At 26.6% G+C, this 21,986-nt stretch carries 22 protein-coding genes; 18 read left to right on the forward strand and 4 right to left on the reverse strand.

Annotated features, from left to right (window positions below; all coding sequences use genetic code 11):
- Window positions 1–117: 117 nt before the first annotated feature.
- Window positions 118–1,533, forward strand: a complete 1,416-nt coding sequence (locus tag JWF52_RS11365) for a spore germination protein (protein WP_208333679.1) — start codon at window positions 118–120, stop codon at window positions 1,531–1,533.
- Between the two features lie 36 nt (window positions 1,534–1,569).
- Here JWF52_RS11365 and JWF52_RS11370 read toward each other — a convergent pair whose 3' ends face one another.
- Together JWF52_RS11370 and JWF52_RS11375 are read right to left on the reverse strand one after the other, a co-directional pair.
- Complete coding sequence (locus tag JWF52_RS11370; RefSeq protein ID WP_208333680.1) at window positions 1,570–2,307, reverse strand: LytR/AlgR family response regulator transcription factor; 738 nt, start codon at window positions 2,305–2,307, stop codon at window positions 1,570–1,572.
- A gap of 15 nt (window positions 2,308–2,322) precedes the next feature.
- Complete coding sequence (locus JWF52_RS11375; RefSeq protein ID WP_208333681.1) at window positions 2,323–3,255, reverse strand: sensor histidine kinase; 933 nt, start codon at window positions 3,253–3,255, stop codon at window positions 2,323–2,325.
- Window positions 3,256–3,464: 209 nt separating this feature from the next.
- Here JWF52_RS11375 and JWF52_RS11380 point away from each other — a divergent pair, with 209 nt between their 5' ends.
- The 7 genes from JWF52_RS11380 (at window position 3,465) to JWF52_RS11410 (ending at window position 11,282) form a co-directional block, all read left to right on the forward strand.
- Window positions 3,465–6,032, forward strand: coding sequence for an ABC transporter permease (locus JWF52_RS11380; RefSeq protein WP_208333682.1), 2,568 nt, complete (start codon window positions 3,465–3,467; stop codon window positions 6,030–6,032).
- A gap of 10 nt (window positions 6,033–6,042) precedes the next feature.
- Window positions 6,043–6,717 carry an ABC transporter ATP-binding protein gene (locus JWF52_RS11385; protein WP_208333683.1) on the forward strand — a complete coding sequence of 225 codons (675 nt, stop codon included), beginning with the start codon at window positions 6,043–6,045 and terminating at the stop codon, window positions 6,715–6,717.
- A 181-nt stretch (window positions 6,718–6,898) separates the two neighbouring features.
- Window positions 6,899–7,345, forward strand: coding sequence for a YrvL family regulatory protein (locus JWF52_RS11390; protein ID WP_208333684.1), 447 nt, complete (start codon window positions 6,899–6,901; stop codon window positions 7,343–7,345).
- 236 nt (window positions 7,346–7,581) lie between these two features.
- Window positions 7,582–8,172: a class I SAM-dependent methyltransferase gene (locus tag JWF52_RS11395; protein ID WP_208333685.1), complete on the forward strand. Its 591-nt coding sequence runs from the start codon at window positions 7,582–7,584 to the stop codon at window positions 8,170–8,172.
- A gap of 28 nt (window positions 8,173–8,200) precedes the next feature.
- Window positions 8,201–8,719, forward strand: a complete 519-nt coding sequence (locus JWF52_RS11400) for an ECF transporter S component (RefSeq protein WP_208333686.1) — start codon at window positions 8,201–8,203, stop codon at window positions 8,717–8,719.
- Window positions 8,720–8,866: 147 nt separating this feature from the next.
- Entirely contained in the window at window positions 8,867–9,667 is an 801-nt protein-coding gene (locus JWF52_RS11405) for a PIG-L deacetylase family protein (protein WP_208333687.1), read from the forward strand.
- Between the two features lie 289 nt (window positions 9,668–9,956).
- Window positions 9,957–11,282, forward strand: a complete 1,326-nt coding sequence (locus tag JWF52_RS11410) for a hemolysin family protein (protein ID WP_208333688.1) — start codon at window positions 9,957–9,959, stop codon at window positions 11,280–11,282.
- Window positions 11,283–11,325: 43 nt separating this feature from the next.
- Here the strand turns inward: JWF52_RS11410 and JWF52_RS11415 are convergent, their stop codons facing one another.
- Both JWF52_RS11415 and JWF52_RS11420 read right to left on the reverse strand, forming a co-directional pair.
- On the reverse strand, window positions 11,326–12,240 hold the full coding sequence (locus JWF52_RS11415) for a DUF2935 domain-containing protein (RefSeq protein ID WP_208333689.1): 915 nt from the start codon (window positions 12,238–12,240) through the stop codon (window positions 11,326–11,328).
- Between the two features lie 151 nt (window positions 12,241–12,391).
- Window positions 12,392–13,120 (reverse strand): M48 family metallopeptidase, encoded by a 729-nt coding sequence (locus tag JWF52_RS11420; RefSeq protein WP_208333690.1) that lies wholly within the window; start codon window positions 13,118–13,120, stop codon window positions 12,392–12,394.
- An 85-nt stretch (window positions 13,121–13,205) separates the two neighbouring features.
- Here JWF52_RS11420 and JWF52_RS11425 point away from each other — a divergent pair, with 85 nt between their 5' ends.
- From JWF52_RS11425 to JWF52_RS11470, 10 genes are all read left to right on the forward strand, one after another.
- The gene (locus tag JWF52_RS11425; protein WP_208333691.1) at window positions 13,206–13,916 is read left to right on the forward strand and encodes a hypothetical protein; all 711 of its coding nucleotides are present in this window, start codon (window positions 13,206–13,208) and stop codon (window positions 13,914–13,916) included.
- A 138-nt stretch (window positions 13,917–14,054) separates the two neighbouring features.
- Window positions 14,055–14,447: a potassium channel family protein gene (locus JWF52_RS11430; protein WP_208333692.1), complete on the forward strand. Its 393-nt coding sequence runs from the start codon at window positions 14,055–14,057 to the stop codon at window positions 14,445–14,447.
- Between the two features lie 10 nt (window positions 14,448–14,457).
- Window positions 14,458–15,138 (forward strand): potassium channel family protein, encoded by a 681-nt coding sequence (locus JWF52_RS11435; RefSeq protein ID WP_208333693.1) that lies wholly within the window; start codon window positions 14,458–14,460, stop codon window positions 15,136–15,138.
- Window positions 15,139–15,261: 123 nt separating this feature from the next.
- Window positions 15,262–16,785, forward strand: coding sequence for a TrkH family potassium uptake protein (locus JWF52_RS11440; protein WP_208333694.1), 1,524 nt, complete (start codon window positions 15,262–15,264; stop codon window positions 16,783–16,785).
- Window positions 16,773–17,264, forward strand: coding sequence for a hypothetical protein (locus tag JWF52_RS11445; RefSeq protein WP_208333695.1), 492 nt, complete (start codon window positions 16,773–16,775; stop codon window positions 17,262–17,264). The genes JWF52_RS11440 and JWF52_RS11445 overlap by 13 nt, the downstream gene beginning before the upstream one ends.
- 413 nt (window positions 17,265–17,677) lie before the next feature.
- On the forward strand, window positions 17,678–19,129 hold the full coding sequence (locus JWF52_RS11450) for an aminotransferase class I/II-fold pyridoxal phosphate-dependent enzyme (RefSeq protein ID WP_208333696.1): 1,452 nt from the start codon (window positions 17,678–17,680) through the stop codon (window positions 19,127–19,129).
- A 27-nt stretch (window positions 19,130–19,156) separates the two neighbouring features.
- Window positions 19,157–19,570 carry an adenosylmethionine decarboxylase gene (speD, locus tag JWF52_RS11455; protein WP_042275290.1) on the forward strand — a complete coding sequence of 138 codons (414 nt, stop codon included), beginning with the start codon at window positions 19,157–19,159 and terminating at the stop codon, window positions 19,568–19,570.
- Between the two features lie 277 nt (window positions 19,571–19,847).
- A complete protein-coding gene (speE, locus tag JWF52_RS11460) occupies window positions 19,848–20,702 on the forward strand; it encodes a polyamine aminopropyltransferase (RefSeq protein WP_208333697.1) in 855 nt (284 codons plus the stop codon).
- Window positions 20,689–21,573, forward strand: a complete 885-nt coding sequence (gene speB / locus JWF52_RS11465; RefSeq protein WP_208333698.1) for an agmatinase — start codon at window positions 20,689–20,691, stop codon at window positions 21,571–21,573. The genes speE and speB overlap by 14 nt, the downstream gene beginning before the upstream one ends.
- Window positions 21,574–21,591: 18 nt before the next feature.
- A partial coding sequence (locus tag JWF52_RS11470) for an S-adenosylmethionine synthetase N-terminal domain-containing protein (RefSeq protein WP_286184121.1) occupies window positions 21,592–21,986 on the forward strand: 395 nt, incomplete at its 3' end.

Raw genomic sequence — 21,986 nt, forward strand, 5'->3', positions numbered from 1 at the left:
ATAATTAATCAACAAATAAAAAGTCTTAACTTATAACAAGTTTAGGGCTTTTATTTTTTGTAATATATTTACTAAATTAGGCTAAAAATACCACTATAAAGATAATGAGGTGAAAAAATGAAACTAACTAAAAGTATTAAAACAAACTATGATACTATAGCAAGTAAATTAAAAATCGATAAAAGTTTTGACTTAATTGCTAGGGAAATAAGTGTAGGAGGAAGGAAATCCTATCTATTTTTTGTAGATGGACTTATTAAAGATGATGTTACTGAAAGAATTTTAAACACATTTATAACTATTCCAAAGGAAGAAATGGATAAAGTACCTGATATGGGAAGCTTTATGGCAAATTATATAGCTCATATAGAGGTTGATAAAGAGAATGATATAGATAAGATTGCAGCAGCGGTATTAGCAGGACCTATGGCAATAGTTATAGATGGATTTGAAGATGCAATAATATTAGATGTTAGAACATATCCAGCTAGGGGGCCAGAAGAGCCGCAAAAAGAGCAAACTCTTAAAGGGTCAAGAGATGGATTTGTTGAGACTATTGTAATGAATACAGCACTTATAAGAAGAAGAATAAGAGATAAAAATCTTGTATTTGAAATGGCAAGTATAGGAAATATATCAAAGACAGACGTATCAATAGGATATATAGAAGGAACTGCAAATAAAGAAACTGTAAGCTTAATAAAAAAAGAATTAGAAGAAATAGATGTAAGAGCTTTAGATATGGGAGATCAAAGTTTAGTAGAAACTTTAACTAAATCAAAATGGTATAACCCATTCCCAAAGATAAAAAGTACACAAAGACCAGATGTTGCCTCAGCTCACATAGCAGAAGGTAAAATAGCGATACTTATAGATACATCCCCGAACGTTATAATACTTCCTACAAGTATATTTGACTTTATGCAAGAAGCTGATGACTATTATCAACCAATTTTAACAGGAAATTATTTAAGACTTATAAGAAATATAACTCTTTTAATGACATTAATATTAACACCACTTTATTTATTAGCAATAGAATATATTGATTTGCTTCCACAATGGCTTAAGTTTATAGCACCAGATCCTGGTTATCAAGTGCCTTTAATTGTTCAATTTTTACTACTTGAAATAGCTGTTGATGCATTAAAACTTGCATCCTTAAATACACCGGGATCTCTTGGAATGTCTCTCTCTGTAGTTGGAGCATTAATACTTGGGGAATTTGCAATAAAAACAGAGTGGTTTGTTGCAGAGACGATACTTTATATGGCAATTGTTGCACTTGGAGGTTTTGCACAGTCAAGCACAGAACTTGGATTTGCAATTAAGCTTTGTAGGATGCTTATACTTATACTTACATCTATATTTAATATATGGGGATTCATAGCAGGTATTATAATAACTATTTTACTAGTAGCTACAAACAAAACTATGACTGGTCAATCTTATTTATACCCATTATACCCATTTGATGGAAAAGCTTTAAAACATTTGCTACTTAGAACTCCAATAAAATCTGATAGAAAATAAAAATAAAGGTGTGAACTTTGTTCACACCTTTAAATATTAAAATCTTTTAGTTCTATAGAACCTATAAAGAAAATCTTTTTCTAAAGACTTACTAAGGGTAGCGCTTTCTTGAAAATTTATAAATCTAATTTCTAAAGATGATTTATTTATAGGTATTACCTTATGAATAAGTCTTAAATTAACTATATATTGCTTATGAGTTGCAAAAAAATTTGGAGGTAGACGCTTTTCTAACTCATCAAAGTTCTCATAAAACTTTATAACATCATGGTCTTTAGTATATAAATTAATAGCTCTAGAATTTTTTTCAAACATAACTATATCATCAAAATTAATCATATGCATTTGCTTTCTAACTTTATAAACAAACAGGGTATCTTCTATAAAGTTATCTTTAGCAAATTTATGAGAATTTATATGATCTATAGCTATATTTATAGAATCTAGTATCTTTTCTTTTGTAAAAGGTTTAACGATAAAGTCTATTGGATGAACCTTAAAACTTTCTAAACTATAGTCAGCAAATCCAGTTACAAATATTATATGAACGTCTTTATCTATAGAAGTTACTTCTTTTGCACAATCTATACCATTTTTATAAGGCATATCAATATCAATAATTAGTAAATCTATTTTTTCGCTTTTTATAAACTCAATAGCATCTAATCCATTTTCAACTTTTTTTATATAATCAACATATCCAGATTCTTTAAGAATATCTTCAATATGATTTCTTACAGATTTATCGTCATCACAAATTAAAACTTTTATCATAAGTACCCCCTAAGCTTAATAGTATTTTGGTATTAAAATTGTAAATTCAGTTAAAAAATCATCACTATTAGCGAAAATATGATATCCGTATTTATCTAATATATTTTTAACTAAATAAAGTCCATATCCTCTATCAGATCCATCTTTAGTAGAAAAGCCTTCTAAAAATATTGATTCAGTATTATGTATCTTAGGACCATTATTTTTTATAGATATAACATATTGAAATTCATCTTCATATATAAACAGTTTTATATATTTATTTTCTTTACATACATTAGATAAAGAATCTATAGCATTATCTATTATATTAAGTATTACAGAACTCATATCACTTGGTTCAATAATCAAATTGTCCATAAAATCTTGAATATAAACATCAAAGGAAATATTTTTTATAAGACATTCTTCATATTTTAAAGAAGCAATAGCATCTAAATATGAAACTTTACCATATCTAGAAGTTTTAGCTCTAAAGCTATTAGATATATTTGTTATATAATCCTTTGCATCTTCATTAAGACCGGTATTAAGCAGTGAATACACAACTTGTAAATGCTTTAAATAATCATGTTTTTGACTTCTTAATTTTGCTATTATATTTTCTTTGTGTTCAATTTTATTATTAAGATTGTTTAGTTTATTTTCCTTTGAAGTATTATCATTTAATATATTTATAAATTTTAATCCTATATAAAAACATAAGCATATTAGTATAAAAGCTAATACCGAATTTAATATCCCCTTTAATAATAAATCGTATTTAATCCTAACTAAAATATAAACGTAACCTCTATAAAGTAAAAAATAAGTAATAATAGCTATAAAAATAGTAATTAAACTTCTTTCTAATACAGATATTTCCTTATAAAATTTGTATTTATTTAATATTAGATTGATAATTATAAATAAAATTAAACATATAGGAAATATAAAAATAATATCCATAGCACACCCCTAATTTCCAATTTATATGAGAATTATAACATTTATAAAAAAATATGTAAAAAGTGAAAATATGCAAATACAGTATATAAACTTGAAAATAATCATGTAATTTTAAGCACATAAGTATTAAAAACTTGAAAAAGTACAGTTTGCTACATTTTTTTAATAAATATATAATCTAGTTAAGTTAAAGAAAGGACGTGGTAAATTTGGAAAATGATTTAAAGATGGTATTAAAGTATATAAAAAGTTATAAATCAAGGTCACTTGCTATAATTTTAAGTATCGTGCTTGGAACAGCCCTTATTGTAGGAGTAGGTACTTTATCAAGAAGTGCTCAACAAGCTGATTTAGATAGGTTAAAGAGAGAAACTGGTACTCATCATGTATATTTTAGAGACATAAATAAAGAACAACTAGATATTGTGAAAAATGGGAAAGATATAAAAGATGTATCTATAACCTCATATTATGCAGCTACTGATGAGGGTGAAAAGTTACCTATAAATATAAATTATGCAAGTGAAAATTATTTAACTAATGATTCTAAACTTATAAAAGGTAGATTTCCTAAAGCTGATAATGAAGTTGTATTAGAAGAATGGATACTAAATAGTATGGGTCTTGAACCAGATGTAAATCAAGAAATAACATTTAGATTATATCAAAAGGAAAAACCAGAAACTTTTAAGGTAGTAGGAATTTTAAAAGACAGGTATAGAGAAAAACGTGTTGGAGCATGTGAGATGTTTTTAGCTTTAAATGAAGATAAGCTCGATAAATTTACTCCTTATGTAGAGTTTAATGAAGGCAGTGATATAAGTAAAAATATAGCTGATATAACTAAGAAAGCTAAACTAAATAAAGAAGAACAAGTTAGACCAAATAAAATGCTTATATCATCAGTAGGGAATAATGGGACATTAGATGAAACAAGTAGAAATACAGCAATAGCAATAAGTTTATTTGCAGGTCTTGTAGTATACAGTATATATACTATATCTGTATATCAAAGAATAAGAGAATACGGTATGTTAAGAGCAGTTGGTTCAACTAACTTAAAAATATTTAAATTAATTATTAGTGAACTTTTAATACTTAGTTTAATAGCTATGCCAATTGGAATACTTATTGGTATGGGTGGAGCCCAAGTTTTTAATAAGATAGTTGGGAATATTCAATTTGAAGGAACTATAAGAGTAACACCTTTTGTTATACCATTAAAAATAATATTACTTTCTATAATATGTACAATTTTTGTACTATTTATTATAAGTATATTAACATATATGAAAATTAGAAAAGTATCGCCAATTGAAGCAATAAGAAGAAACTTAGGCGAAGATAAAAAGATAAAGAAAAGTAATTTTATAGTATCAAAATTAAGTAAAAATATACCAATATCTAAATCAATATCTATGAAAAATATATTTAGAAATAAGAAAGGATTTATAATGATTATGCTATCTATGAGTATAGGTGGAATAATGGTTATAAAAAGTAACTACGCATATTCTAGATCTGATGCTATGGCTGAAGATCAAAATAGAGGAATGTATATGAATGGGGACTTTGTATTAAAAGTAAATACTGCTAGAGATGAGGAAAGTGGTCTTAAAGATGAACAAATAAATGAAATATCAAATATAGATGGCATCAATGAAGTTAAGGCTGCAAGAGTAATTCATAGTAGAATGCCTTTAGGAAAAAAAGATATATTAGATATGCAATTCTTTGATGAATTGGCTAAAGGCGGATACTTCGGAAGTGTTTTAAATGGATTATTGATGAAAGATAAAGAAAATAATGGATATTTACTAAAACAAAAGTTAAAAGGATTTAATGATGAAATGTTAAAGTCATTAAACGAGTATGTAATAAGTGGAAAAATAGATATAGAAAAAATGAAAAAAGAAAATTTAGCAGTAATATATATGCCGCATACTTATAAAACTTCTTATGGAATGAGAGATGTAGTTGTAGGTGGTGGAGAGCCTATTGTTAATATAAAGGTAGGAGATACTGTAAAAGTTAAAATACCTAAGGGTAAAATAGATGGAGAAAAGTATTGGAAGGGACAAGACAACTATGAGTATAAAGAACATGAGTTTAAGGTAGGAGCAATAGTTAATTATCCATTTGCTGATGAAAATCAGTACTCTGCTGATATGAGTGTTGATGTTATAACAAGTACTGATTATTTAGAAAAAATAGAAGGAAAAAATAATTATGATATAGTTTATGCAAATATGGATAAAGGGGCAGACCATAAAGCTATAAATAAAAAATTAGGTAAAATAGGAAGTAAAGTACCTGGAGTTACTACTGTTGATATGATGCAAGAGAAAGAAACTAATGAGAAAATGCTTCAAAAAATGAAGATTTATGATTATGGAGTAATAGTAATTCTATTTGTAATAAGTATATTTAATATAATAAACAATGTAAGCTATAACTTAACTTCAAGAACTAGTGAATTTGGAATGTTAAGAGCAGTTGGTATAAGTGAAAAAGACTTTAAAAATATGATAATATTTGAAGGATTATTATATGGAATAATTTCAAGTATAATAGTTATAGTCTTAGGGGTTTTATTACAAATTAGAATGTATAAAACTTATGGATTTGAAAGCTATGGAATAGAGTTTCATCTAGCATATAAAGCTTATATACTAGTTACAATTACAAATATAGTTGTAGGTCTTATTGCAACTTATTTACCATCAAGAAAAATAAAACAAAGTAATATAGTTGAAGCAATAAATATTATAGAATAGAGGGAATATTATGGTGATATTAGAAACTATTAATTTAGGTAAAATATATGGAAAAAAAGAAACATCTGTAAATGCCCTTAAAGATGTAAATTTAAAAATAAATAAAGGCGAATTTGTTGCAGTAGTAGGTCCTAGTGGAAGTGGAAAAAGTACATTTCTACATTTAATAGGAGGACTGGAAAGACCAAGTAATGGTACTATTAAAGTAGATGGAAAAGATATATGTTGTTTAAGTGATAAAGAGTTGGCTAAATATAGAAGACAAAAGGTTGGATTTGTATTTCAACAATATAACTTAATTCCAGTTCTTAATGTTAAAGAAAATATAGAACTTCCTCTAAAACTTGATAATAAAAAAGTAGATGAAGATTATATAAATGACCTTATGGATTTATTAGGTCTTAGTGAAAGAAAAAATCATCTTCCAAATCAATTATCAGGAGGCCAACAACAAAGAGTTGCAATTGCAAGAGCATTATCCTCAAAACCAAGTATAATACTTGCTGATGAACCTACTGGAAACTTAGATACGAAGACAACAGAAGAGGTTATGGAATTACTTAAGATGTCTATAAAAAAATACAATCAAACTCTTATAATGATTACTCATAATGAAAATATAGCTAAAAAAGCTGATAGAGCTATATCTATAGTAGATGGGAAACTTTATACTTCAGAAAAATAAGAATAGCTTATAGTTATAGAAAAAGGAACTTTTTAATTAAGTTCCTTTTTTATTTTTACTATAACGTATATAAGTGCTTATTTAAATCATATTTAAACTTGTACATTAAAAAAGTTATTATCTCTAATTAACAAGATGAATAAACTATAGAGAGAGTATATAAAAATAGGGGAGAGCCGTTATGAGTAAAAATAAACATAAAATTATAGTAATGAGTGGAATAGGATTAATTATAGTATCAGTATTAATAATGGCTATTTTTGACTTAGGAATATTATCCTTTTTTGGATTTGAACATGAGTCTATAAAATCAGTGATTATATTTTTCGTAATATACTATATATTATATTTTCCAGTAACATTAGTATCCGAAGCTTTTACAGAACTAATAGAAGAAATAAAGCATCTTACTCCTGTTCAGTATAAAATATTTAATTTTTGCATGGGAATGTGTATAAATGTAGCTATAGTAAGTTTAGTTGATTTAGCAATAAAAGGAGTAAAAATACCATTTACCACAGTTTTTGTATTTTCAATACTAAAGCATATTATGAGAAGATATATATCTAACTTTATGGATAAAAAATTTGGCAGTAGTGATGACTATGAAGAAGATAATGATTTTTAGAGAAATATAAGATACATTATAAATATACATAAAAATAGAGGATGAAATTTCATTCTCTATTTTTATGTATTTAAATATTAAAAATATAAATTATAATATTATATTGAATTCACATTGACAAATATGTTTATATATTACTACAATTATCTTAGATAAATAATAAAAAAACAAAGTCATGAAGGCTTTTAATACTTCATGGCTTTTTTTGTACTCAAATTAAAAAAAGGGGGAATATTATGGGGCAAGCAGAGTTTTTTGATAGTATAGCAAATCAGTGGGATGATTTTTTAGAAGTAAATGAAGAAAAGATAAATACTCTTTTATCTAAATTAAATATTAAAAATAATACTAATATATTGGATGTTGGTACAGGAACAGGGGTTTTAATACCTTTTATAAATAAGTTAAATCCTAATGGGAATATAATAGGGGTAGATATCTCAAAAGGAATGATTAATATTGCTAGTAAGAAATTTAAAGATATGACTAACGTAACTTTTAAATTAGTAAATATTGAAAATGAAATTGTAAATGGAGAGTATGATAAAATAATTCTTTATTCAATGTTTCCGCATTTACAAAATAGAACCGCTACTATCAAGTCTCTAGTAGATAATAACTTAAAAGAGGATGGACAGCTTATGATAGCTCATTCTAATAGTAGAGAATTTTTAAACAATATGCATAAAGAGAAAAATGAAGTGGTTAGGGAAGATAGGCTTATATGTGTTAAAATGCAAAAGAATTTGTTTGAAGAAGTTGGTTTAAATGTGGTAGAGGCTTTTGAAAATGATGATATTTATTATTTAGTTATAAATAGAAATTAATAATATAAAATTAGAGGGGGGGTTATTTATGAAAAGTAAGAAAATAGTTTTATCAGGAATTTTTATAGCACTTGGTATAATACTTCCAATGATATTTCATACGGTAAATATGGCAGGACCAATATTTTTACCAATGAATATACCAGTTTTAATAGGAGGATTTTTATTAGGACCTATTTATGGCGGATTAGTTGGACTTATAACACCCATACTGAGTGGACTTATGACAGGAATGCCACCAATAGTTCCAATGATGCCTATAATGGCTTTTGAACTCTGTGCATATGGAATAATAACAGGATTTTTATTTAACAAAACTAAAAATACGTATATATCTTTAATAGGTGCTATGATTGGAGGGAGATTGTTTGCTATGGTTGGTGCATTTTTAGTATCTATTACTATAGCTCCTCAAGTTAATCCGGTTATATTTATATTTGGAAACTTAGCACAAGCTATTCCAGGTATGTTGATACAAATAGTATTTATACCTATATTAGTTAAATTTATGACTAAAAACCCAGAAATATCTAAAGTATTAACTTAGAAAATAAAATATAACTAAAAAACTAAAAAATTACAAAAATGTTTCAATATTGTTAGATTTATAGACTAAATTAAAGTAAATATGCTAATATAAACCCACTCGAAGAAAAGACTGTTTTCGACAAAAAGTACTAGGTGGTGTTTATTAATGAATGGAAAAATATTCAAAATATGTATTGGTGTATTACTAATATTAATAATAGGTTTTGTGTCTTGGAAAAAAAATTCAAACAACTCTGTGTTAAAACATGAAGCTAATTATGATAGAAAGTTTAGCAAAAATGTTGTATTTTATCCACAACATCAGGATGATGAAGTTTTATGGGGAGCAAGCGCAATAGCCAGGGCAGTAAATGAGGTTGGAGAGAATAATGTATATGTAGTTTTAGTTTCAGATGGTTCTGGAGTTAATGTATTTAAAAATAATAAAAAATTTAAAGATTTAACTAGAGAAGAAAAGAAAGAGTTAAGAAATAATGAATTTAGAGATGCACTTAAGCAATTAGGGGTAAAAAAAGAAAATATTAAAATATTAGCAGATATAGATGAAAAGCCAGGAACTCATTATGAGTTAATGAAAAAAACTATATTAGATTTTGAAAAAAATTTAGGAAGTGTTACTCATATAGCTCATCATTATAAGTATGATGATCATATAATGCATAGAAAAAATGGAGAAGTATTAAAAAAACTTAGTGATGAAAAAAAAGTAAAAGATGCTTTATATTTTGTTAAGCCTGAATATAGAAAAGATATACCTATGGATAAGAAGGTTATATATGAAGCAAATAATTCTGAAATGCATGACAAAGTAAAAAAAGCTTGCTATGAATATAGAGAAGTTGATGAGAAAAAGAACAAATTTGGTATAGGTTATACTTCTGCACATAGCTACTTTGATAAACTACTAAGTGATCCACGTCTTACATCTGTTCTAAGTATTTATTAAATAAGTCTGAATCTATAAAACATTTTATTACTATGATAAGTTATTATTAAATATAATAATAAAATAAATTAAAATATACATAAATAAAAACTAATAAAGTAAAAAGGTATTAATTCTATTAAGGATTAATACCTTTTTTACTAAAAATATAAATTTAAAATGAATTTTTATAAAATCAGTCACAGAATAATTGAAATTTAAATATAAATATGATATCATCATATCAATATATTTGAGCAATGGACCTTATTCGTAGTTCATTGGCGATATAATTTTTAGGAGGTATGAAATGAATCCAGACCCTGAGCCCCAGAGGCTTGTATTACAATTAATATTAATACTTATACTTACAATGGTAAATGCTTTTTTTGCATCAGCAGAAATGGCAATTGTATCAGCAAACAAAAATAAAATCAAAAATTTAGCAAAAGAAAACAACAAAAAAGCGATATTATTAGAAAAACTAATAGAAGACCCAAGTAATTTCTTATCTACAATTCAAGTAGGAATAACTCTAGCAGGATTTTTCTCAAGTGCATCTGCAGCAACAGGTATATCAAGTACTTTAAGTGAAAAACTACAAATACCTTATGCACAGCCAATATCAATGGTAATAGTAACTCTTATACTATCATATATAACTTTAGTATTTGGAGAACTTGTGCCAAAGAGGATAGCTTTAGAAAATGCAGAAAAAATAGCACTTTTCTCTGTAAAACCAATTTATTTTATATCAATAATTACAAAACCATTTATTAAAATATTATCTTTATCAACACATATAGTACTTAAATTTTTAGGATATAAAGAGGAGAATACAGAAGAACAAGTATCTGAAGAAGAAATTAGATCATTAATATCACAGTCTGAAGAACAAGGTTCTATTAATAAAGATGAAAAAGATATGATAGAAAGTGTATTTGAATTTAATGACAAGTTATGTAAAGAAATAATGACATCTAGAAAAGATACTTATTCGATTGATATAGATGATGATGTTGAAGATTATATAGATGAATTATTAAGTTTACCTTACTCGAGAATACCTGTTTATGAAGACAACATAGACAATATTATAGGGATAGTTCATATTAAAGACTTATTAATTCAAGCAAAAAAAGTAGGATTTGAAAATATAAACATTAGAGAAATAATGAAAAAACCATATTTCGTTTTAAATACTGAAAAGGCCAATCAATTATTTAAAGTAATGCAATTAAAGAGAATTCAAATTGCGTTATTAATAGATGAGTATGGTGGATTTTGTGGGATAGTGACAATGGAAGATTTAATAGAAGAAATCATGGGTGATATTGAAGATGAGTATGATATAGAAGATAAAGAAATAGTTAAAACTGAAAATAATAGCTACATGGTCAAATGTAGTATAGGGTTGTCCGAGTTTAATGAAAGGTTTGGATTACACTTAGAGGAAGGTGATTATGATACATTAAATGGATATATAATTACTAAATTAGGTGAAATACCAAAAGTAAATGATTGTAAGGAACTTCAAGTAGAAGGGATTAATATAAAGATTATAACTGTAAATGATAAGAGAATAGAAAATGTAAAGGTAACTTATTTAGAAAGCATAGATATAAAAGTAAGTTAAAAAGAAGCAGATTAAATCTGCTTCTTTTTTATATATATCTAAATTACATTTTTGTATAATTTTTTAATATTCTAATATAATGATTAGCTTCTCTTAATACATGATCTGCAAGAAGAGGAAGTATTATAGATTTTATTTTACATTGATCAAGTCCAGCTGTTCCTGCTTGTTTAAAATCTTTAAATTGAATGGTTTGGTTTAGAGTTTCATTTGTAATACTATTTATTGTTACATTTGTCATGTTTTTTGCTTCCTCAATCAAATCTTCGTATTCATTAGCAAAATCATCGGAAGTTTCAATTAAATTATTTTCAGAAGGATCAAGTAAACCTCTAATAAATAATGCATGTTCCATCATGATTTGATCCCAAAATAGCTCTGTTTCTCTTATATCTATAGAATCAATATCAATTCTATTTTCTAAATCATCTATTAAAGAAAGATATAAAATTGCTTCACGAGTTATGTGGTCAATAAGTAGAGGATAATTAACTGTAAATAGATTACAAGATAACACACCATTTAATACTCTTCGTTTAAAATTAATAAGGCCATTAAGAAGATTCTTCGCATTAGAGTTAAGTCTTTTTACATAGTTTACCATTTCAGAACTAACCTGAGGATTTCTTCTACTGTGTAATCTTGCCTCTGAATTAGTTATATTTTGATTTATATCTATACCTGTTAAATTTTGTGTTTTTTGCTCTGTGCTTAATGTGTAATCAGTAACAATTTCTCCAGATTCTAAAACATCAGGTCTAATTACACCATTACTGGCACTTACTGTATATGATAACAGTTTTTCAAACTCCCTTTTATAATGATCAGCTTCTTTAGCAAGGTTCGAGTCTTTAGGAGTAAATCCAGCCTCTAAAAAAAGAGAATGCTCTTTCATAATTCTTGAAAAAAACAAGTGAAGTTCAAGTGATAAAATAACATATTTTTGATCGCTTAACATATTTTCTCCTCCTAAAATAAAAAATTTGATTTCATCATGTCGCCAACGATATGACATTTGATATCGTTTAAGTCAAATCCGTTGCTTAAAATGTCCTATTTTACATTATTTATTAAGGTGATATATTGTGCATGTCAACATAAAAATAGGTTTAAACTTTAAGTTTAAATCCATTTTCTTTAAGCCAATTTCTTTTAATTATATAATCAGGGATAATACTTTGAACTAAAGACCAAAATTTATTAGAATGATTCATTTCTCTAAGATGGCAAAGCTCGTGAACAACTACATAATCAACTATGTCAATAGGGGCAAGTAGTATTTTGTAATTTATATAAATATTACCTAATGAAGAACAAGTTCCCCAAGTTGATTTTTGATCTTTAACTTTAAAACTTTCATAATAAACATTTAATTTTTTTGAATAAATGTTTATTCGTTCATTAATGATATTAGATCCGTACCATATTAACAAGTCTATAAAAAGTTTTTTAAGCTCTTTCTTTTGATTATCAATTGACATAAATGTAGGAACATAAGCTATAAATTTATTTTTATCAAATTCTAATTTACAATTAATAATCTGGTTACTTTTAACAATATTTAGAATATAATTTTCTCCAAGGAAAGGTAGTTTACTATTATCTTCAAAACTTAGATTAACCTCCTCAACTTTTTTATCTTCAAATTCTTTTAATTTATTAAAAATCCAATTAGATTTAGATAAAACTAAATTATGTATTTCTTTATCAGACACATATGAAGGAGACAAAACTTCAACGATATCAGGATATTTTATTTTAATTGAGATACTTTTTTTAGGCTTTGTTTTTTTTATATTGTAACTTATAAAAGTATCTTTATATTTTATTTTAGGCAAATTAAATCCTCCTTAAATTAAGCGTGTATATAATACTACTTTCTATGTTATTATTATATAATATAAACTTTAAGGAGAGAAAGACATGAATTATATAAAAGCAAGTAGCAAATATGAAGTATTTGTTAAAAATATAGGTATAAAGCAAAGATTTGAAAAATTAATTACTAAATCTGTAAATATAACACAAGAGCAATTAAAAGAATGTAGAGAATTTGCATTAGATGAATCTAAACACTTTGATAAATACAAAAATTTAATACCTAAAGAGATAAAAAATAAAGAATTACAGCAAGAAGTGTTAGAACAAAGAATATTTGTAGAGAAAGTTTCTGAATGTGGATTTTTAAATTACTTAATGAGTAAGGGTATAGATGAAAGTGTTATAAATAAGAAAAAGATAGCTATAAAAACAGCAATAGCAAAAGAAATACACACTAGACTTATAATAGATAAAGACGAATTTGAAAATAATAAAAGTAATTATTATGTAGGTGTTCATTTAAATTTAGAAATGGAAGATAAAAAAGATAAAGTAAAAAGACATTTAATAAAAGATTTATATAATATAGAAAAAGTACAGATTTTTGGGTACTTAGATTACAAATTTATTAATGAACTTAAATATGAGACTATAAAAAACAGAGAAGGAAAAAAAGAGCACAAATTCTTTACTAAAAAAGCACATGATTACAAAAGCAAAAAAGAATATGCAAAATTTTTAGATACTGATTGTAAGTGGTATTACCTTGATAGATTAATGCCAATAGATAACATAATTAAAAATCTAAAATAAATAAAAGAGAAGCATTTTAGCTTCTTTTTTATTTTATAAAATTTAAATTTTATATTAAATCATTCTTTAAAGAAGGAGAAACAGATATGAAGAGTTAATATAATAATTTTAAGAGAAATATATCAAGAGGTGATTGATATGTACATAATAATTGCAGGATGTGGGAAATTAGGATCTAGTATGGCAAAGGAATTTTTAGATGATGGACATGATGTAGTAATAATAGACAAAGATAAAGAAAAGTTAGAATCACTAGGAAAAGGTATAAATGCGCTAAGATTAGTAGGAGTGGAATATGATATAGATATATTAAGAGAAGCAGGAATAGAGTATTGTAATCTATTTTTAGCACTTACACAAAATGATAGTATTAATATAACCGCCTGCAAAATTGCTAAAAAAGTATTCAATGTAGATAAAGTAATTGCAAGGGTTGTAGATATGAATAAAGAACACATATATACATCATTAGGAATTAATTATATAAGCCCAATTAAGCTTGGGATACAAGAATTAAAATCTAGAGTATAAGAGGGAAGATATGAAAGTTATAGTTATAGGGGGAGGCAAGGTAGGATTTTATCTTGCAAAAAATTTAGTTAATAGAAAACACAATGTAACACTTATAGAAAAAGATAAAAATTTATGCAACAAAATATCAAAAAAAATAAATACAGATATAATACATGGTGATGGTACTGATTTAGATGTATTAAGAGATGCAGAAATAGATATAGCTGATGTAGTGGTGGCTGCAACAGGTAAAGATGAAGAAAATCTAGTTATTTGTGAAGTTGCAAAAGAGAATTTTAATATAAAGCAAACCATATCGAGAATTAACAACCCTAAAAATCAAGAAGTATTTAAAATGTTATCAGTAGATAAAACAGTTTGCAGTACGGAAGTCATTAGCAACTTAATAGATTGGGAATTTGAAAATGAACAAATTAGAATACTTCAGATTTTTGAAAGAGGAAATATGGTTTTAGTAGAAATATATATAGATAAAAATATTTCTTGGTGTAATAAGTTAATAAAAGACTTAGTAATGCCACTAGATTTTGTAATTGTTTATATATACAGAGATTCTAATGTGATATATCCCAAAGGAGACTTATTGCTAAAAGATAATGATAAAGTAGTAATAGCAACTGATAGTGAAAATATAAAAAGTAAAAGTCAGTTTATTTACTCTAAATTAGAAGAAGCTTTATATATATAAAGGAGCTTTAACATGTTGAAATTTAAAAACGTTTTGCTTGGGATTGTAAAGGAAATAGGATATATAATCTTGTTATTACTAGCGTTGTTATTTATGACTTCGTTTATGTAAGTGGAGGATTTAATGCGAAGAAGTAAAAGAAATAGTAGAGATTTAAAAGTAATCAGCTATTATACAGGGTATATAGTAGTTGGTAGCTCATTTTTTATGTTAATACCAATGATAGTAGCTTTATTATTAAATGAATATGAGCCATTAATGGATTTTATAATAAGTATAAATATAGCGTTTATAGTTGGATTTTCACTTATGGCAATTGGGAAAAATAATAAAAACAATACATATATGGAATGGAAGCATGGTTTGGTAACTGTATCCTTATCATGGTTAATACTTACGATACTAGCTGCTATTCCACTGTATTTGAGTGGCCATATGCTATCTTTTTTAGATGCAATATTTGATATTATGAGTGGGTTCACAACAACAGGAGTATTTTTAATACAAGATTTAGATCATGTAAGTATGAGTTTAAATATGTGGAGGCACACAATAACATTTTTAGGCTCACAAGGAATGGTAGTTCTTGCAATAACTTTTTTAACTAAAAAAACTCAAGGTGCTTATAAAATGTATGTGGCAGAAGGCAAAGATATTGAATTATTACCAAATACACATAATACAAGTAAACTTATATGGATTATAAGTTTATTATTTTTATTAGTAGGAACTTTTATACTTTGGATAAATGGTATTCAAATAGGATTATCTCCCGTTAGAGCTTTGTACCATGGTTATTGCATAATATCATCAGCATGGAGTACATCAGGGTTTGCTCCAATGAGTCAAAATATAATGTATTATCATAGCTTTTCATATGAAATAATAGCAACTATATTTTTAATGTTAGGTTCAATAAATTTTGGACTTCATTATTGCATATGGAGAGGTAATAATAGTGAAATCTATAAAAATATAGAAATAAGAACATTTTTAATTACTATATTTTTAGGAGTATTTTTATTAACAAAGGGGCTTAATAATCTTAATTTATATCCCGATGCTATATCAACATTTAGAAAAAGTGCATTTACTCTATTATCAGCACATACAACTACTGGATTTATGAGTGCATATCCAAATCAGTTTGCATATGAGTGGGGCGATTTTAATATTTTAGTTTTGTCAATAATTATGCTAATTGGAGGAAGTGCTTGTTCAACTGCTGGAGGATTTAAAATACTTAGATTAGCAGTTGTATTTAAAGGGTTTATAGCAAGTATTAAAGAATCATTAGTATCAGAAAGAAGAATAAAAACATTTAAATTTCACCATATAAAAGACCATGTACTAGATAGTGAAATTGTTAGATCTAGTGCAATAATAATACTTTGTTATTTAATTTTATTTTTAGGTGGAGTATTATTAGCATGCTTTTATAATTATCCACTAAATCAATCAATATTTGAATCAGCATCAATGGCAGGAAATGTTGGATTATCTATAGGTATAATTGAACCAAATATGCCTATTATTTTAAAGCTTTATTATATATTTGCTATGTATGTAGCAAGATTAGAATTTATGGCAGTATTTGTACTTATAGGATATTCATTTGAAGGGATTAAGAAAATATGCATGAAATGATAAAGAAAATATTGATTTTAATAAGCACATTTATTTTTGCAATATATCCAACTAAATCAGGTGCACAAAATATTAATATAAATGACTTAATTACAAATGCTAAGGAATTTAATCATAAGATTATTAGTGTAAAAGGTGAAGTAATTGGAGAATCATTGAAAAGAGATAGGTATGGATGGGTTAATATAAAAGACAGCACAAATGCTATAGGTGTATATATGAAAAATGAAGATATAAAAAAGATAAAAGTATATGGTGGATACAACAAAATCGGAGATAAGCTTGAAGTCGAAGGTGTATATAATAAAGCTTGTAGTGAACATATGGGAGATACTGATATACATGCAATTAAAGTAGATATTATAGAGAGTGGAATTGTGACAGAGCCAGATGTACCTAGTTATAAAATATTAATAGCGGTAGGTTTAATAATGATTTCATTTTCTGTTAATTATATATTATATAAAAAACATAAATAGGAATTTAGATAGCATCCATAAAATGGGTGCTATTTTTTTATAAAAAAATTGTCGGAAAAAATAGTTTAACAAGAAAAATAAAATTAAAATATTAATATGCTTAACACTTAGAATGAAAGTGTATAAAAATTATAAAAAAGGTTAGCTATACTAATTTTTAATAAAATTAATATGAGGATATAGTTAGTTATACTAAACTTTATAAAAATTAATAAAAACTTTTTTTTGTAAAAGTTGAATAAATGTGTAAAACACTGAACTTTAACTTTTATATAAAAAATAAAAAAATATAAAAAAATGGTTGCAAAAAAAATATAGAATGTATAATTAGATTTGTAAGTTTAATAAAAGTAAATAAAAAAGATAGTTATAATAAGTTTGATGACATAGATTATTAATAAAGGGGGATTTAAATGAAAGATATAGAATCGGAGGAAATACCTCTCTTATACAACTTGAAAAAATATTCAATGAAGGATATATCATGCTTTGATGTACCAGGACATGTAAAGAACCAAGGTGTTAGGATTTTAAATAATTATTTTGGTGACGATTTAATGAATATGGATATAAATTCATCTCCAAGAATGGATAATGTATCAAATCCCAAAAGTATAATAAAAGAAGCTCAGGAATTACTAGCAAAAGCATATAAAAGTGATAAAGCATTTTTTATAACTAATGGAACAACAGGAGCAATACAAATAATGATTTTATCTACAATAAATCCAGGAGATAAAGTATTGTTACCAAGAAATATACACAAATCAGTTATAAATGCACTTATATTAAGTGGAGGAGAGCCAGTATTTATAGATCCAGAGTTTAGTAATGAACTTGGTATTAGTTTAAATGTTGATGCTAACAAGATTAAGAAAGCGTTAGACGAAGTAAATGACATAAAAGCAGTATTTTTATTAAATCCAACTTACTATGGAGCATGTTGCGACTTAGAAGAAATAATTAAAGTTTGCAAGGAAAAAAATATCTTAGTATTAATTGATGAGGCACACGGCGCACATTTTCCGTTTAATGAAGAACTTCCAACATCAGCTATGGAACTAGGAGCACACATGAGTGCTGTAAGTATGCATAAAAGTGGAGGCGCATTAACTCAAGCATCAATGCTTTTAATAAATAAGGATATTGATGCAGATAAAATTCAGCAAACTATAAATATGCTTCAATCAACGTCAGCATCTTATTTGCTTATGTCAAGTATTGATGGTGCAAGACATAATTTAGTTAAAAATGGTCAAAGTCAATTACTAAATGCAATAAAACTAGCTAGATATGCAAAGTCTAGGTTAAATAAAATTAATAATATAAAAGTTTTATCAAAAGAACTATTAAAAAACAAAGGTGTAGATTATATTGATGAAACGAAATTATGTATAAATGTATCGAATTTAAGTTTAACTGGATTTGAAGTTTATGACTTACTTTACAAAGGATTTGATATTCAAGTGGAACTGGGAGATATAAATAATATACTAGTACTTATATCGCTTGGAACTACAAAAGAAGACGTAGATAAACTTATAAATGCAATAGAAATAATTGCTTTAATAAGTTCAAAAAATGTAAGTAAAGGTGCGATTAAAATAAAACAAATAAATCCAATTATAAAGATAAATCCAAGAGAAGCTTTTTATTCAAAAAAAGAAAGTGTAAATATTGATGATTGTGTTAATAGAATAAGCGGTGAAAGTATAATGGCTTACCCTCCAGGAATCCCAGTAGTTGCACCAGGAGAGCTAATTACAAAAGAAATTATTGACTATATAAAACTACTTAAAGATAGTAATGCATACTTATGCGATATGAAAGACAAAAATTTAGAAACAATTTTAGTTATAAATTAAGATTAGATATTTAGGAGAGTGAGAGTTATGAAATTTGAAACATTAGGACGTCATATATTAGTTGAATACTATAATTGTGATGAAGAGATTTTAAGAGATCCAAAACTAATAGAAGAGTTTATGAATAAGTCAGCATTAAATGCAAAGGCAACTATAGTAGATTCAGTTTTCCATCATTTTAATCCATGGGGAGTATCAGGTGCGGTAATAATAGCTGAGTCCCATTTAACAATACATACATGGCCAGAATATGGATACGCATCAGCAGACTTCTTTACTTGTGGAGATATAGATCCGTGGAAAAGTTTTGAATTGTTAGAAGAACTTTTAAAAGCAGAAAGAAGCGAATCAACTGAAATACCTAGAGGATTAACGACTAAGATACAAAAATTTGCAAAAAAAGATTTAGGCACAATTACTCATAAGCCGGAAGCTATATAAATAAAAATACCTAAAATTCGCTCTGCTCATTTCGCCAACGAATAGATATTCATATACGTTCAATCTATTCCGTTGCTCAAAATAAGTAAGCGATAAAAAATAAAAATAAATTTGGACTTATATTTTACCATATATATATAAATCGCGCAAATAAGTGCAGGTAAAATTCACTGCGTTCACATCATAGAAACGATTAGATTCACATTCATATTGATAATTGTTTTGATAAAAATGACGCTTAAAAATAGAAAATATAAATAAATTTGGAGGAACTATTATGGAACTTTGGTACACAGAAGAGTGGACTGATAATGTACGTTTTTCAATAAAAGTAGATAAGCATTTATTTAGTGATAAATCTGATTTTCAACAAGTAGATGTGTTTGAAAGTAAAGAATTTGGAAAATTTTTAACACTTGATGGGCTTATGATGGTTAATTATAAAGATGAATTTATATACCATGATATGATAGTTCATACACCTATGGCGACTAATATGAATATAAAAAATGTATTAGTTATAGGTGGAGGAGATGGAGGTACGGTAAGAGAACTTACTCGTTATCCACAAATAGAAAAGATAGATATGGTTGAAATAGATAAAATGGTTGTAGATGTATCTAGAAAATTTATAGATATATGTGCATGTAAATTAAATGATAAAAGAGTGAATCTTTACTACGAAGATGGTGTAGCATTTGTTAAAAATTCAAAAGATGCATCTTATGATTTAATAATAGTAGATTCAACTGATCCAATAGGACCTGGAGAAGGATTATTCTCAATTGATTTCTATAATGATTGCTATAGAGTGTTAAGTGAAGACGGAATACTTGTAAATCAAAATGAAAGTCCTTATTTTGACTTTAATGCTAAAGAAATGAAAAGAGCAAATGAAAAAATAACTAATTTATTCCCAATAGCTAAAGTTTATCAAGCTCATATACCAACCTATCCATCAGGACATTGGTTATTTGGATTTGCATCTAAAAAGTTTGACCCGATAAAAAATCAAAATAGAGAAGCATGGGAAAAATTAAACTTAAAAACTAAATACTATAATAGCGATATACATGTAGGTGCATTTATGTTACCTCAATATGTGAAGGATATGTTAAATGAAAGTAAATAATTTTTCTCATATAAACACTTTTATGGGAATGGATTCAAGTTATGATGAAGCTGATGTAGTAGTTTATGGAGTTGGATTTGATGGAACTACTTCTAATAGACCGGGAACAAGATTTGCAAGTAGCTCTATGAGACCTGAATTTTATGGGCTTGAAACATATTCTCCAATGCTAGATTTAGATCTGGAAGATTTCAAAATCTGTGATATTGGAGATTTAGAATTAAGTATTGGAGATACTAAAAAAGTATTAGATGAAATATATGAAAGTACTAAAGAAATAGTAAATGATGAAAAAATACCTTTTATGATAGGCGGAGAACACTTAGTTACACTACCTGCTTTTAAGGCAGTTTATGAGAAATATGAAGATGTATGTGTACTTCATTTCGATGCCCATACAGACCTTAGAGAAGAATATAACAATAACAAAAATTCACATGCAACAGTAATAAAAAGAGTATGGGATTTAGTTGGAGATAATAGAATTTATCAATTTGGAATAAGATCTGGAACTAAAGAGGAGTTTGACTTTGCGTTAAAACAAAATCACACTTATATGGAAGTTGGAAGTATAGATACATTTAAAGATATAGTAGATAGCTTAAATGGAAAGAGAGTTTATTTAACAATAGATTTAGATGTATTAGATCCGTCAATATTCCCAGGTACTGGAACTCCGGAACCTGGAGGAATAACATATCGAGAGTTTCAAAATGTGTTTAGTATATTAAAAAATGGAAATATAAACTTAGTGGGATGTGATATTGTAGAGCTTAGTCCAGACTATGATAATACTAACGTATCTACGGTAACAGCATGTAAGATATTAAGAGAGTTATCACTTGTATTATGTGATAATATAAACAAATAGATAAGGATGGTGGTTAATATGGCAAGACATTTATTTACATCAGAATCAGTAACAGAAGGGCATCCAGATAAAATATGTGACCAAATATCAGATGCAATATTAGATGAATTATTAAAGCAAGATCCACTATCAAGAGTTGCTTGTGAGACTACAGTAACAACGGGGCTTGTATTAGTAGCGGGAGAAATAACAACAAAAGCGTATGCTGATATACCTAAAATAGTAAGAGAAACAGTAAGAGAAATAGGATATGATAGAGCAAAATATGGATTTGACTGTGACACTTGTGCGGTTATAACTTCTATAGATGAACAATCAGGGGATATAGCTATGGGTGTTGATGAAGCATTAGAAAATAGAGATGGACAAACAGCAGAAGATGAAATAGAAAAGGTAGGTGCAGGTGACCAAGG

Origin of the sequence: Clostridium sp. CCUG 7971 (genome assembly GCF_017590215.1) — a bacterium.
Classification (GTDB): domain Bacteria; phylum Bacillota; class Clostridia; order Peptostreptococcales; family Peptostreptococcaceae; genus Faecalimicrobium.

Coding starts and splice junctions, on each gene's coding strand:
- speE (WP_208333697.1), top strand. CDS start 19,848: ATGGAACTTTGGTACACAGAAGAGTGGACTGATAATGTACGTTTTTCA.
- JWF52_RS11370 (WP_208333680.1), bottom strand. CDS start 2,307: ATGATAAAAGTTTTAATTTGTGATGACGATAAATCTGTAAGAAATCAT.
- JWF52_RS11425 (WP_208333691.1), top strand. CDS start 13,206: ATGAATTATATAAAAGCAAGTAGCAAATATGAAGTATTTGTTAAAAAT.
- JWF52_RS11450 (WP_208333696.1), top strand. CDS start 17,678: ATGAAAGATATAGAATCGGAGGAAATACCTCTCTTATACAACTTGAAA.
- speD (WP_042275290.1), top strand. CDS start 19,157: ATGAAATTTGAAACATTAGGACGTCATATATTAGTTGAATACTATAAT.
- JWF52_RS11410 (WP_208333688.1), top strand. CDS start 9,957: ATGAATCCAGACCCTGAGCCCCAGAGGCTTGTATTACAATTAATATTA.
- JWF52_RS11405 (WP_208333687.1), top strand. CDS start 8,867: ATGAATGGAAAAATATTCAAAATATGTATTGGTGTATTACTAATATTA.
- JWF52_RS11385 (WP_208333683.1), top strand. CDS start 6,043: ATGGTGATATTAGAAACTATTAATTTAGGTAAAATATATGGAAAAAAA.
- JWF52_RS11440 (WP_208333694.1), top strand. CDS start 15,262: ATGCGAAGAAGTAAAAGAAATAGTAGAGATTTAAAAGTAATCAGCTAT.
- JWF52_RS11435 (WP_208333693.1), top strand. CDS start 14,458: ATGAAAGTTATAGTTATAGGGGGAGGCAAGGTAGGATTTTATCTTGCA.
- JWF52_RS11390 (WP_208333684.1), top strand. CDS start 6,899: ATGAGTAAAAATAAACATAAAATTATAGTAATGAGTGGAATAGGATTA.
- speB (WP_208333698.1), top strand. CDS start 20,689: ATGAAAGTAAATAATTTTTCTCATATAAACACTTTTATGGGAATGGAT.
- JWF52_RS11395 (WP_208333685.1), top strand. CDS start 7,582: ATGGGGCAAGCAGAGTTTTTTGATAGTATAGCAAATCAGTGGGATGAT.
- JWF52_RS11445 (WP_208333695.1), top strand. CDS start 16,773: ATGCATGAAATGATAAAGAAAATATTGATTTTAATAAGCACATTTATT.
- JWF52_RS11365 (WP_208333679.1), top strand. CDS start 118: ATGAAACTAACTAAAAGTATTAAAACAAACTATGATACTATAGCAAGT.
- JWF52_RS11400 (WP_208333686.1), top strand. CDS start 8,201: ATGAAAAGTAAGAAAATAGTTTTATCAGGAATTTTTATAGCACTTGGT.
- JWF52_RS11375 (WP_208333681.1), bottom strand. CDS start 3,255: ATGGATATTATTTTTATATTTCCTATATGTTTAATTTTATTTATAATT.
- JWF52_RS11430 (WP_208333692.1), top strand. CDS start 14,055: ATGTACATAATAATTGCAGGATGTGGGAAATTAGGATCTAGTATGGCA.
- JWF52_RS11415 (WP_208333689.1), bottom strand. CDS start 12,240: ATGTTAAGCGATCAAAAATATGTTATTTTATCACTTGAACTTCACTTG.